Consider the following 13,145-nt stretch of genomic DNA (forward strand, 5'->3'; position numbering starts at 1 on the left):
GTTCTCCTGGTTCTCCTGGTTCTCCTGGTTCTCCTGGTTCTCCTGGTTCTCCTGGTTCTCCTGGTTCTCCTGGTTCTCCTGGTCACTGTTTTGTTTCTGCTCGTTTTCCTGTTGAAGTTTCTCTATTAGTTCTTTGTTTGATTTTGCGTCTTGATGATCCGGGTTTTGCTTCAATACTTGCTCGTAAGCATCGAGTGCTTCCTGGAATTTTTGGTTCCTTGCCAGACTGTTCCCCAAGTTGTACAAAGCATCCTGTGAGGGGAGTGTTTCGTATAACTTCGCAGCTTGCTCGTAATTTCCAGCGCGATAATGAGCGGCTGCCTTATGTTCTATGGATTCAAATTTCTCGGCAGCCTCAGTGTAGGACTGTTGCTTCATTAGCTCTTGAGCTTGCTGGTCTTGGGTCTTAAACAAGTCTCTTGCTTCAAGGGCGTGTGAGGTTTCTGGTAAAGAAATAAGCGATATCGAAATAAACAGCGCTAGAAGTGTGTTTTGTCGATACGCAAAAAGCGCAAAAGGTATTATTAAGAATAACAGCAAATAACCGGCATCTTCCCAGGCATCAAAGGTACGAAAACTTTCTTGCTTGTCAGTATTGTTCGCTTTTGCTTTTCTCAGTCGTTCACCCGTGATATCAAGCGCCTCTAGGTCGTGATCATCTAGGGACATTTTAACCATCTTGCCGCGATTTACCCCTGCAAGACTGTCCAATAGTTTGAAAGGAGTCTGTGGGATGACGATCTCGCCCTGGCTTTTAAAATATCCTTTTCCGGGTATATCTATCGGCCCGCCTTCTTTGGTACCTACTGCAAGAACATCTAGATGGATATTCTTGCTACTCAAGGCATCTGAAATACGTTCATTTTGCTCTTGCGTGCTACTGTCTGCAATCAGGATAACGCGACCTGATCGTGAGTTGTTTTGTTTGAATAGCTCAATTGCTTGGTTCACGGCATTATCTGGTCTGCTTCCGATAACCGGCATAATAAAAGGGTCAAGTGCTTCAAGGCTGGCTTTGATTGTATTTATGTCATCTGTTAAGGGTGTAACGATATGACTATCCCCAGAAAATACGATAAGTGAGGTGTTTCCTTCTGTGCGCAGTGCTAGCAGGTCGTGAAGTTTCTGCTTTGCTCTAACGAGTCTGCTGGGTTTTACATCGGTGGCAAGCATTGATACGGATAGGTCAAGAATGACTACCATATCGTCTTGTAGTTGTGCAACGGGCCTAGGTTTTTGTTCCCAGCTCGGGCCAGAAAGCCCAATAATGGCTAGCAATAACAACAAAATTGGCGGCCAGTTTTTTTTGCCTGATTCATTATCACTGGATGCAGGAGTTAAATGCTTCAAAAGCTCAGGGTCGATGCTTCGGCTCCAATCTCCGCTTCGTTGATTAAACTGCCGCAGGATAAGCCAGACAAAAGGCAGTGCTAGCAAGCAAGTTAGCCAAAATGGACGTAAAAAATGAAAATTGGCGAGTAAATCTAGATTCACTATTGCTTGTCTCCTCTTAGGGAAGAGAAGAAAGTGGTAAAGCGTGAGCTAGATGCATAACTCACAACTAAAGCGGCCAGATAAAAACACAGGCTTATTGACAGGAAATATACAAGCAAAGATTTAGTGGGCCGATAGCTTCTGCTGTCTTGTTCGATTGGTTCAAGCTCATTGATGAGCTGGTATATCGCGTTTAATTCTTCAGTGTTTCGGGCCCTAAAATACTTGCCGTCAGTGACTTCGGCAATTGCATTTAGCATGTCTTCGTCCAGATCAGCTGAGGGGTTGACCTTTTGAGTGCCAAAAAAGCTTCGTCGGTAAAGCTCGTCGGCACCAATACCAATCGTATAAATAATGATGTCTTCTTGAGCTGCTAACTGTGCAGCTTTTTCGGGGGGGATCTCGCCAGCGGTATTCGCGCCGTCGCTAAGTAATATGAGAACGCGGCTATCTTTCGGTCTTTCCCTTAGGCGTTTAACACCAAGACCGATAGCATCGCCGATAGCCGTTGCTTTACCTGCCATACCTAAGTAAGCCTCTTGCAGTAGTGTGTTGACCGTTTTTGTGTCGAATGAAAGCGGCGATTGGATATAGGGCTCAGAGCCAAACAGTATTAAGCCGATGCGGTCACCTTTTCTTTGCGTAACGAAGGAAGAGACAACATTTTTGACAACGTCCAAGCGAGATACAAACTCATCATCTAATTTAAGGTCTGTTTCTTTCATGCTTGGTGATATATCGATTGCCAGCATCAAGTCTCTTCCACTTAGCGGGAGGTTTACTTTTTCTCCGTAGTAAGTAGGCCTGGAGGCTGCAACTATTAGAAAACACCACGCAAAAGCCAGTAGGTATTTACTTAGTTTGCTATGGGTTTTTCCTTCTGGTGCACGTGACAGTTTCAGTGCTTTTACTGTTTCATAGAGTGGAAGCTGCGGCGCTCTATAGTTTGTGGTGCTTTGATTTGCTCGCCGAGGGATGAGCAAAGGAATTGGCAAAAGTAATAGCGCAAGAGGCCAAACTAGCCCAAAGTTAAGTGCTTCTAAGAGATTATCAAGCATGACGTAGGCCTCGAATCCATTTTTCGATTAGCATCAATTGCTCGGTATTTATACGAGGGCAATTCCGTTGGTAAATCTCGTGACAGAGGATGTCTAGTAAGTCGCTCGGCAGTATTACTTTGTTTTGCGTTGTGTTGAGAGTATCGCCCCATTTGTCAGCGGTGTCGCTAAGGTGTGCAGTAGAGCTTGAGTTCCCGGCAAGGCATCGCTTTAGGAGTATGTTTATTTCGGTAGCTAGCTCGAAGTTATCCCAACTTTTTGAGTTGTGGGTTATTGCTTTAAGTTCAAGTAAGGCTACCCTGCGCCAGGCATTCCGTTGTCTATGTCTTATGAAAAAAGTAAGACCAAGCGCAATAGCGATGACCGAAATAACAATTAAAGCCCACCAGCCAAAAGCTAGCGGCCACCAGGTGATATCCACGGGAGGGTGGATATCTTTTAGTTGGTCTAATGGCGATGATGGGTTCATGGTGTTATTGAGTCACTATCTGCTGTAATTGCGCAGAATTTCTTGGAGACAGTGGCTAGTTTCCTGATGTGTAGACAGATTTATTAATAAGGATTTAAAACGTTTGCTCATTTCTTCTAACTGGTTTTTGTGTTGAGTCGCCCAGGCGCTGTAGTCGGATCGAACTTGTGCCGAGTTTGAGTTGATGAGCAGAGTTTGTTGGCCATCAGATACAGGGTGTAAGCCTGGTGGAGGAAGCTCTTCCTCTAGAGGGTCATAGCTACGAATGAAGAGTAACTCATTGTGCCTACTAAGGGCCTTAAGTGCTTTTTCAGTTTCCTGATTAAAGTGTAAAAAGTCGCTGATGATAACGATAAGCGTACCTGGCTTTGCAAGTCTGACCGCTTCTATTAGTGCCTTATCAAGCGAGAAAGAAGGGGGAATTTTGCTATCTTCTATATTCAAGGCTTGGTTAAACTGACTAAGAAAATTAATGTATTGCATTACTGACTTGCGACTACGCGCTGGCTTTACTTCGTGATGTGCAATGTCAGAGAATACTATGCCTCCAACGCGGTCATTGTGGTCGAGTGCAGACCATGCGAACAAGGCAGCAGCTTCGGCAGCTCTAACGGACTTGAAGCTATGTTTGCTACCGAAAAACTGGCTTTTACTCTGATCACAAATAACTAGGAGTGGGCGTTCGCGTTCTTCGTTAAATAGTTTAGTGTGAGGCGTCTGGCGCCGTGCTGTAACGCGCCAATCGATACTCCGAACGTCGTCACCAGGCTGATATACACGAACTTCTGCGAACTCCATGCCTCGACCGCGGAATTTGGATAGGTGTGAACCGCTTTGGGGGCGCGAAATAGCTTTTGCTTTTCTGAGTTTTAGATTTTTTGCCTGCCAACGTAAACGCGCAAGCGCCTGCACCGAAGTATAAGGCCCCTGGTCGAGGTTGGGAATTGAGTCTGAATTAGTAACAGGCATTGATTATGCTACAGGAACGCGGTGAATTAGTTCATTGATCACATGATCGGCTGTTATACCGTCTGCTTCAGCTTCAAAGCTGATGATAATGCGATGACGAAAGACGTCGTGAAGTACGGCGCGAATATCGTCAGGGCTAACGAAATCTTTGCCATTTAACCATGCATAAGCACGTGCGCAGCGATCTAGGGAAATTGTTGCGCGTGGACTGGCGCCGAAATCGATCCAGCGACCCAGGTCTTCACCGTATTGTGTAGGTTGACGCGTCGCAATCGTAAGGTGGACAAGATATTCCTCTACAGCTTCGCTCATATGGATTGCAGACATCTCTTTCCTGGCTTGGAAGATCTCAGACTGAGCAAGTTCTAATACCTCTTCGTTCAATGGCGTGTCATCGTGCTCGCTTCTGGCTAGTCGCAATATTTCCTTTTCGGACTCAAGGTTGGGGTAGTCGATCTTTACGTGCATTAAAAAACGATCTAACTGCGCTTCGGGCAGGGGGTAGGTGCCTTCTTGTTCGATTGGGTTTTGCGTGGCCATTACTAAGAATAAACTATCAAGCGGGAAGGTTTGTTTGCCAACGCTTACTTGTCGCTCGGCCATTGCTTCTAGTAGTGCAGATTGAACTTTTGCGGGGGCACGGTTAATTTCGTCAGCTAGTATTAAATTATGAAATATTGGGCCTTTTTGAAATTCAAACTCTCCTTTCTCGGCACGATATATTTCTGTGCCGGTTACATCGGAAGGGAGTAGATCAGGTGTGAACTGGATGCGTTGAAAGTTGCCTTCAATTCGATCGGAAAGTTCTTTGATTGCCTTTGTTTTTGCAAGCCCGGGCGCGCCTTCAACTAGTAAGTGGCCATCTGCCAAAAGGGCAATTAGCAATCGCTCGACCAAATGTGCCTGGCCAAGAATTCGTTTGCTGAGAGCTGTATTTAATTGATCAAATGCTGCATGTGCGCTCATAGTGCAATAACCTAGATAATATTTCTAAAAAAATCGAAGATTAAACTTAATAGATAGATGATTAATAAGCAATTTCCTGTCAATGAACTATTATTCATTTAACTAATGTAAGTTGTGAGCTTTGTTGATTGAAATGGCGGAAAATAATAATGAAGGTTATTGATACCACAAGTAAGAAAAAATTCATTTCCCAGATTAAAGACTCTGTTAAGGATAAGTTAGGTGTCAAACAGGGAGCGTTGGTTACCCAGTTTGTCGACCAGCTTTTCGCAAGCACGTTTATAGAGGAATTCGAAGGCCGTAGAGTCTCGGATATGCTCGGCCTTGTTATGTCGGCATGGAAGTTTTCTTCATCGCACAAAGGTACAAAGGCGAAAATTGAGGTTTTTAACCCGAACCTTGAAGACCATAATTGGCAGTCACCCCATACTGTACTCGTGGTGCTTCAAGAAAACATGCCGTTTATTGTCGATTCGATCAGGCTAATCCTTTCTAATCGCATGGTCAAAATTCATAGTATTCAGTATGCAAATATCCGTTGCGAACGAGCAAAAAATGGTGATATTGAATCCCTTAAAAGTGGTGCCGCCGCAAAAGAATCAACCTGCAATGATGAAGCGCTTATATTTATCGAGATAGATCGGCATAGCGATTCAGCGTCTCAGAAGTCTTTGCTAAAGGCTATCAATGAAGTGATGTCAGACGTTTCAACGATGGTTGGCGACTATGAAAATATGCTTACCAAGAAACAGAGCTTGATAGAAAACCTAACCGAAAAGAATTATAAAACTATTGCGCCTGAAGACATTGAAGAGGGGCGCGAGTTTTTACGCTGGATGGGGGATGAACGCTTCATCTTCTTGGGTTGTGTAGATTATGACCTAAAGAAAGAGGGAAGAAGTGAAAGTTTCGACCTCGTTAAAGGAAGCGGCCTGGGGCTGGTTCATCGCTTTGTAGATTTTATCGAAAAGTCAGAACTGAACAAGTTGCCAAAAGCCTCTAAGCAACAAATTTTCGGTAGCAATTTGTTCTTTTTCTCAAAGGCTTCTCAGCGGTCCTCCGTTCATCGACCTGTTTATCCAGAGTGTGTTGGTGTAAAGCGTTTTGATAAAGATGGCAATTTAGCCGGTATCTGTTGTTTTATTGGCCTATACACCGCAAAAATGTATTCTGAATCGCCTGCAAACATTCCTTTGTTGCGGAATAAAATCAGCTACGTTTCTGAAAACTCGGGTTTAAATATACGGGACTATCGGGGCAAGGAGCTTCTGCAGTCTCTGATAGTTTTTCCACGGGAGGATCTGTTCCAGATTGATAAGGATGAGTTGCTCGACGTTATTATGGGAACCCTTTATATACAGGAGCGAAAGCAGACAAGGCTATTTATAAGAGAGGATATTTTTAGCCAGTTTGTCTCATGTTTGGCTTATGTCCCAAGAGAAATCTATAGCACGGATATTCGCCTTAAAATTCAGCGAATTTTACAAGATAGTTTAGGTGCTGCTGATACTGACTTTAATACATTTATATCTGAGTCAGTGCTTGCGCGAACCCATATTAACTTGCGTGTTGAACATTTTGACCGAAGTGCGTTTAACGTTGCTGACATTGAAGAGAAAATTGTTGCTGTAGCTCAGTCTTGGGAAGACGATCTAGAGCAATCTTTGTTTGATGCTTACGGCGAAGAGAAAGCAAATACTTATATCAACCGTTATAGATCCGCTTTTTCATCAAGTTATCGAGAAGAGTTTTCGCCTCGAAGAGCTGCGGTCGATATCGAGAATATAGAAAAGGTAAAAACTGAAAATACGATTGGTATGAGTTTTTATCGAACGATAGAAGAAAATGAAAAAGTCGTTCACTTTAAGCTTTTTCATGCTGATCAACCGATCCCATTGTCTGATGTCATGCCTATCTTCGAAAATATGGGGCTGAGAGTTATCGGTGAGAACCCTTACGAAAGTATTGATCGTGAAGGAGCTACGGTGTGGTTACATGATTTTATGTTGACGACAAGCGATCAGAAGCCAATTGATATTTCGAAGATTCGTGATAATTTCGAAGAGCTATTTATCAAAGTGTGGCAGGGAGACGCAGAGAATGACCGATTTAATAGGTTAATAATCAGTGCCTATATGAATTGGCGTCAAATCGCTATGCTACGATCTTACTCCCGTTATATGCAACAGATTCGCGTTAGCAACTCTCAAGAGTTTATTTCTAATACGGTGGTGTCAAACGTAGAAATCACGGCCTTGCTTAGCGACTATTTTGAACACCGTTTTAAACCCGGTGCAAACGCTTTATCTGCAAAGAATCTAAAGCTGCTAGATAAGATAGAAGAAAACTTTTACAAGGCGCTAAACAATGTACATAACCTGACCGAAGACAAGATTCTGCGTTTATATCTTGATTTGATCAAAGCAACGATGCGTACAAACTTCTATCAGCACGATAGCGGTGGTGCGGATAAAAGTTATATTTCGTATAAGTTGCAGCCGCGTTTAATTCCAAACGTTCCTTTGCCCGTTCCAATGTATGAGATATTTGTTTATTCGCCCAGGGTTGAAGGGGTTCATTTGCGTGGGGGGAAGGTTGCTCGTGGTGGCTTGCGTTGGTCTGATCGTTATGAAGATTATCGCACTGAAGTTTTAGGCTTGGTTAAGGCTCAGCAAGTTAAGAATGCTGTTATCGTTCCGGTTGGTGCGAAGGGCGGCTTCGTTGCTAAGAATTTTCCAAGCGACCGGAAAGGCTTCATCGCTGAAGGGATTGCGTGTTACCAAACCTTTATTACCGGAATGCTTAATGTAACCGATAACCTGGTTAATGGTGAAGTGGTTAAGCCGACCGAAGTCGTATGTCATGATGATGACGATTATTACCTCGTAGTTGCCGCGGATAAAGGCACAGCAACCTTCTCTGATATTGCGAATGAGATATCTTTGGAGAAGGGGCATTGGCTTGGTGATGCCTTTGCTTCGGGTGGTAGTCACGGCTACGACCACAAGAAAATGGGGATCACTGCAAAAGGCGCTTGGGTATCAGTTCAGCGCCATTTCAGAGAGCTAGGTCTTAATACGCAAACAACGCCATTCACTGCAATTGGTATCGGTGATATGGCAGGCGATGTTTTCGGAAATGGCATGCTGCTATCCAAGCATACCAAGCTAGTAGCGGCATTTAACCATATGCACATTTTCTTTGATCCTGATCCGGACCCTTCAACAAGCTTTTCAGAGAGAAAGCGCTTGTTTGAACTGCAGGGCTCTACCTGGGATGACTATAACAAAGAACTGATTTCTGAAGGTGGCGGTATTTATTCACGTTCCTCTAAGTCTATTGAACTTTCGAAGCAAATGCAGGACTTTATCGGTACAAAGGAAACGCGCCTGGCTCCAAATGATTTGATAAATCGAATACTAAAGGCAGAGGTTGACCTGCTTTGGTTTGGCGGCATTGGCACCTATATTATGTCGAGCAAGGAAACTCACGCGGATGTGGGTGATAAGGCTAATGATGTATTACGTATCACCGGTAAAGAGCTAAAAGCCAAAGTAGTCGGTGAGGGCGGAAATTTGGGTATGACCCAGCTTTCTCGTATTGAGTATGCTCAGAGTGGCGGGCAATTAAATACAGACTTTATCGATAACGCGGCTGGCGTAGACTGCTCAGATCATGAAGTGAATATAAAGATCCTCTTGAATGATATATTGCTGAATGGAGACTTAACTGAGAAGCAAAGAAATAAACTGTTAGCAGACATGACGGATAGCGTGTCTGATCTCGTTTTAAAAAATAACTACCGTCAAACACAAGCAATTAGTATAGCGCTTAAAGATGCGATGCCAAGAATGGAAGAGTATCGACGTCTGATCAATGCAATGGAAGCATCAGGAAAGCTGAATCGTGAACTTGAGTTCCTGCCTTGTGATGACGATATCACTGAGCGAAAGTCTCTAGATATGGGGCTAACAAGACCCGAGTTATCAGTACTTATCTCCTATGTAAAAGGTGACCTTAAAGAAGAGCTTATTAACTCGAACCTTCCTGATGATGACCACTTGAGTGATGAAATTGAGGTCGCCTTCCCACAACAGATAGTCAAGAAATACGGTGCTCAACTTCATGATCATCGCTTAAGAAGAGAGATCATATCAACGCAGGTTGCTAACGATATGGTCAATCATATGGGGATTACATTCGTTGAGCGGTTAAAGCAATCAACAGGTGCAAGCTCCTCTTCAGTTGCTTTGGCTTATATTATCGCGCGTGATGTATTTGACCTTGAAAATATTTGGGGGCAAATAGAGGATCTTGATTACCTTATTTCCAGTGACCTCCAGTACAGTATGATGGCTGAGTTAATGAGTTTAATGCGCAGAGCATGTCGCTGGCTGATCAGAAATCGTCGCAGTGAATTAAACGTTACTGAGAATATGGACCGTTTCAAAACTGGTATAGCCAAGATTGCTAAATCGTTACCAAGTTACCTGACTGGCGCATCTGCCCAGTTATGGCAAGATAAGTTTGATAGCCTGGTCGAGCAAGGTGTGCCGGAAAAGCTCGCAGGTATTGTCGCTGGGGCCAGTCATTTGTATTCTGCGCTTGGGATTATAGAGGCGCAGGAAGAGGGTGATGGCTCTCTGGATCAGGTTGCCAAAATTTACTACTTACTGGGCAATCGCTTAGAGCTAACTTGGTTCTCCTACCAAATTAACGCACTTACGCCTTTAACTCACTGGCAAGCACTAGCGCGTGAAGCTTTCAGAGAAGATCTAGACTGGCAGCAGCGTGCTTTAACTGTCGGTTTGTTGAAGTTGAATGATGCCCCGAAAGACATAAATAAACGTGTCGATTTATGGATGGAGCAGCATGATGAGCTTGTGGCGCGATGGCGTCAGATGCTCACTGAATTCAAAGCTACCGAAGATGCAGAGTTTTCAATGTATTCAGTTGCGTTGCGAGAGTTGCTGGACCTTGCCCAGAGTACGGTTCACTCGGCCTCCCAGGCTTCATAATATTATTACCCTATTGTTCAAGTTTTATTTGCTCAATAGGGTAATTTAAGCGAGAATGGCGGCTTTTTTAGATCATCTTTCGGGAGAAATTTAATGCCGTCACGTCGTGAACTAGCAAATGCCATTCGTGCGTTAAGTATGGATGCAGTTCAAAAAGCAAAGTCTGGCCATCCTGGCGCGCCAATGGGAATGGCTGATATTGCTGAAGTGTTATGGAACGGCCACTTACAGCATACCCCTCAGAACCCGTCTTGGCCAAATCGCGATCGATTTATATTGTCCAACGGCCACGGTTCAATGCTTATCTATTCTTTGCTGCACTTAAGCGGTTATGATCTGGGTATTGAAGATCTTAAAAACTTCCGACAGCTACATTCTAAAACGCCAGGTCACCCTGAATACGGATACACACCCGGAGTTGAAACTACCACTGGCCCTCTTGGTCAAGGTATTTCTAATGCGGTGGGTATGGCGATAGCCGAAAAGTCACTTGCTGCGCAATTTAACCGTGAAGGTCATAATATCGTTGATCATTACACCTATACATTTGCTGGTGATGGCTGTTTGATGGAAGGTATTTCCCACGAAGTGTGTTCTTTAGCAGGTACGCTTGGCTTGGGTAAATTGGTACTTTTTTATGATGATAACGGCATTTCAATAGACGGTGAAGTCGAAGGTTGGTTCTCTGACGATACACCTAAGCGCTTCGAGTCTTATAACTGGCAAGTTATTCCTAATGTAGATGGTCATGATGCTGATGCCATCGAGGCGGCCATTAAAGAAGCTAAAAGTAATACTACTCAGCCAACTATTATTTGCTGTAAAACAGTAATAGGTTTTGGTTCGCCAAATAAAGAAGGTAAAGAAGATTGTCACGGTGCTCCGTTGGGTGATGATGAAATTGCTGCAACTCGTGAGCGCTTAGGCTGGGCTCATGGTGCTTTTGAAATTCCCGAAGATATATATAATGGCTGGAATGCTCGTGAAGCTGGTTCCAAGGCTGAGAAAGATTGGTCTGCTCGTTTTGATGCATACGCAGAGGTATATCCAGAACTTGCTAGCGAATTCAATCGTCGTTTAGCTGGTGAGCTTCCAGAAGATTTTGCTAAACAAGCAGATCAATACATTAATCAGTTGCAAGAAGATGGTGCAACGATTGCCAGCCGAAAGGCATCCCAGAATTCCTTGAACCAGTTTGGTCCAATGCTTCCTGAATTAATGGGGGGCTCTGCTGATCTTGCTGCGTCTAACCTGACTTTATGGAGTGGCTGTAAGGGCTTGGAAGCTAATGATGCGGCCGGTAACTATATTTATTACGGCGTTCGTGAATTCGGTATGGCTGCGATTATGAATGGCATCGCCTTACACGGCGGATTTGTTCCTTACGGTGCTACTTTCTTAATCTTTATGGAATACGCACGCAATGCTGTACGTATGTCTGCACTCATGAAGCAGCGTGCTATCTATGTATTTACACATGATTCTATTGGTCTGGGCGAAGATGGCCCAACTCATCAGCCGGTCGAGCAGATTTCAAGTTTGCGTCTAACGCCTAACATGAACTGCTGGAGGCCTTGTGATACGGTTGAGTCAGCCGTGTCGTGGAAGCATTCCCTTGAGCGTGCCGATGGCCCATCCTCATTGATTTTCTCGCGGCAAAACCTAGTTCACCAAGAGCGAAGTAAAGAGCAAGTTGCAAATATTGAGCGTGGTGGTTACATCTTGAAAGACTGTGAAGGCTTGCCAGAGTTGATTCTGATCGCTACAGGTTCTGAAGTAGGATTGGCAGTTGCTGCTGCAGACGAACTTACTAAGCGTGAAGTTAATGTCCGAGTTGTTTCTATGCCTTGTACTGATGTTTTTGATCAGCAAGATATCGAATATCGCCTGTCTGTTTTACCTCTTGAGGTTCCTGCGCGTATTGCTATTGAGGCAGCGATCGCCGATTACTGGTACAAGTATGTGGGTATTGACGGACGAGTGATCGGCATGAATAGTTTTGGCGAGTCTGCACCTGCAGGACAGTTGTTTGAGGAGTTCGGCTTCACTGTTGATAACATCCTAAATGTTGCCGAAGATTTGCTATAAATGCACGACCTGATAGTGAGCCTTGAAGGTATCGGACGCTCAGAATGACTTATCGTGTCGCAATTAATGGCTATGGTCGTATTGGGCAGTCTTTGTTGCGTGCTAGCTATGAACGGTCGAAAGGCCGTTCTGTTGGTGACGATTCGATAAAGTTTGTCGCTATTAATGAGCTTGCAGATGCTGATACGATTGCTTATTTGACCCGGTACGACACGACATTTGGTAGATTCCCGCTTTCAGTTGATGTCCAGGGTGACTCGAAGATGGTTGTCGGGAACGACCTAATTGCCTTAACACGTTTTTCGCAACCTAGCATGCTTCCTTGGGAGGATCTGGGTATAGATTTAGTCATGGAGTGTACTGGTCGCTTTAGTTCTCTTAAGCAGGTTTCCGGTCATTTGGAGTCTGGTGCCGGGCGCGTGCTTGTTTCTCAACCAGGTGATGAAAGCTTCGATAAGACAGTGATCTATGGTGTAAATCATTTTGGCTTAGATAGTGGCGACATAATCGCCTCGTGTGCGTCATGTACTAGTAATGCTGTTGTGCCAGTATTGAGTGCTATAGATGAACGCTTCGGTATTGTAGCTGGTTCGCTTACCACTATTCACTCCGCTATGAATGATCAGCCAACGATCGATGCCTATCATCATCAGGATCTTAGGCGTACTCGAAGCTCGATGAACAATGTGGTTCCCGTCGACACAGGTTTGGCGAAAGGTGTTGAGCGTATTTTGCCTGACTTGAAAGGTAAATTAACTGCGACTGCTATGCGAGTCCCTACGATTAATGTTTCAGCGATAGAGTTATCGTTGTATGTAGATATGGCCGTTAATACTAATGATGTGAACGCATTGTTAGCCGAAAAGGCTGGTGCCGATAAATTTGGTATTTTCCACTACACCGAAGAGCCGTTAGCGTCGAGTGACTTTGTTGGTGATACTCACTCAACAATTGTTGATGGTAGCCAGACAAGAGTGAGTGGCGGACGTTTGATCAAGGTTTTGACTTGGTTTGATAATGAATGGGCATACGCAAACCGTATGCTCGATGTTGCTAGATATTGGCTTGCAAAGTGACTTTTTG

Annotated in this window: 8 protein-coding genes; 3 read left to right on the forward strand and 5 right to left on the reverse strand. The window is 44.2% G+C overall.

Annotation, left to right across the window (positions count from 1 at the left end; genetic code table 11):
• The 5 genes from A3756_RS22300 to A3756_RS22320 all read right to left on the reverse strand — a co-directional run.
• Positions 1–1,494: VWA domain-containing protein (locus tag A3756_RS22300; protein ID WP_068554685.1), on the reverse strand; the 1,494-nt coding region annotated here is incomplete at its 3' end.
• Positions 1,494–2,552, reverse strand: a complete 1,059-nt coding sequence (locus A3756_RS22305; protein ID WP_068506432.1) for a VWA domain-containing protein — start codon at positions 2,550–2,552, stop codon at positions 1,494–1,496. The genes A3756_RS22305 and A3756_RS22300, both read right to left, overlap by 1 nt.
• Positions 2,545–3,021 carry a DUF4381 domain-containing protein gene (locus A3756_RS22310; protein WP_068506434.1) on the reverse strand — a complete coding sequence of 159 codons (477 nt, stop codon included), beginning with the start codon at positions 3,019–3,021 and terminating at the stop codon, positions 2,545–2,547. The genes A3756_RS22305 and A3756_RS22310 overlap by 8 nt, the downstream gene beginning before the upstream one ends.
• 15 nt (positions 3,022–3,036) lie before the next feature.
• Positions 3,037–3,990 carry a DUF58 domain-containing protein gene (locus tag A3756_RS22315; RefSeq protein ID WP_068506436.1) on the reverse strand — a complete coding sequence of 318 codons (954 nt, stop codon included), beginning with the start codon at positions 3,988–3,990 and terminating at the stop codon, positions 3,037–3,039.
• A 3-nt stretch (positions 3,991–3,993) separates the two neighbouring features.
• A complete protein-coding gene (locus A3756_RS22320; protein WP_068506438.1) occupies positions 3,994–4,956 on the reverse strand; it encodes a MoxR family ATPase in 963 nt (320 codons plus the stop codon).
• A 149-nt stretch (positions 4,957–5,105) separates the two neighbouring features.
• Here A3756_RS22320 and A3756_RS22325 point away from each other — a divergent pair, with 149 nt between their 5' ends.
• The 3 genes from A3756_RS22325 (at position 5,106) to A3756_RS22335 (ending at position 13,138) form a co-directional block, all read left to right on the forward strand.
• On the forward strand, positions 5,106–9,974 hold the full coding sequence (locus A3756_RS22325; protein ID WP_068554687.1) for an NAD-glutamate dehydrogenase: 4,869 nt from the start codon (positions 5,106–5,108) through the stop codon (positions 9,972–9,974).
• 93 nt (positions 9,975–10,067) lie between these two features.
• Positions 10,068–12,062, forward strand: a complete 1,995-nt coding sequence (tkt, locus tag A3756_RS22330) for a transketolase (RefSeq protein ID WP_068554689.1) — start codon at positions 10,068–10,070, stop codon at positions 12,060–12,062.
• 44 nt (positions 12,063–12,106) lie between these two features.
• The gene (locus tag A3756_RS22335) at positions 12,107–13,138 is read left to right on the forward strand and encodes a type I glyceraldehyde-3-phosphate dehydrogenase (RefSeq protein WP_068506446.1); all 1,032 of its coding nucleotides are present in this window, start codon (positions 12,107–12,109) and stop codon (positions 13,136–13,138) included.
• The last annotated feature ends 7 nt before the right edge of the window (positions 13,139–13,145 follow it).

The sequence above is a fragment of the Oleiphilus sp. HI0086 genome, assembly GCF_001635225.1.

Excerpts from the sequence above, each read along its gene's own strand:
- A3756_RS22305 (WP_068506432.1), bottom strand. The coding sequence starts at position 2,552 with ATGCTTGATAATCTCTTAGAAGCACTTAACTTTGGGCTAGTTTGGCCT.
- A3756_RS22310 (WP_068506434.1), bottom strand. The coding sequence starts at position 3,021 with ATGAACCCATCATCGCCATTAGACCAACTAAAAGATATCCACCCTCCC.
- A3756_RS22315 (WP_068506436.1), bottom strand. The coding sequence starts at position 3,990 with ATGCCTGTTACTAATTCAGACTCAATTCCCAACCTCGACCAGGGGCCT.
- A3756_RS22320 (WP_068506438.1), bottom strand. The coding sequence starts at position 4,956 with ATGAGCGCACATGCAGCATTTGATCAATTAAATACAGCTCTCAGCAAA.
- A3756_RS22325 (WP_068554687.1), top strand. The coding sequence starts at position 5,106 with ATGAAGGTTATTGATACCACAAGTAAGAAAAAATTCATTTCCCAGATT.
- tkt (WP_068554689.1), top strand. The coding sequence starts at position 10,068 with ATGCCGTCACGTCGTGAACTAGCAAATGCCATTCGTGCGTTAAGTATG.
- A3756_RS22335 (WP_068506446.1), top strand. The coding sequence starts at position 12,107 with ATGACTTATCGTGTCGCAATTAATGGCTATGGTCGTATTGGGCAGTCT.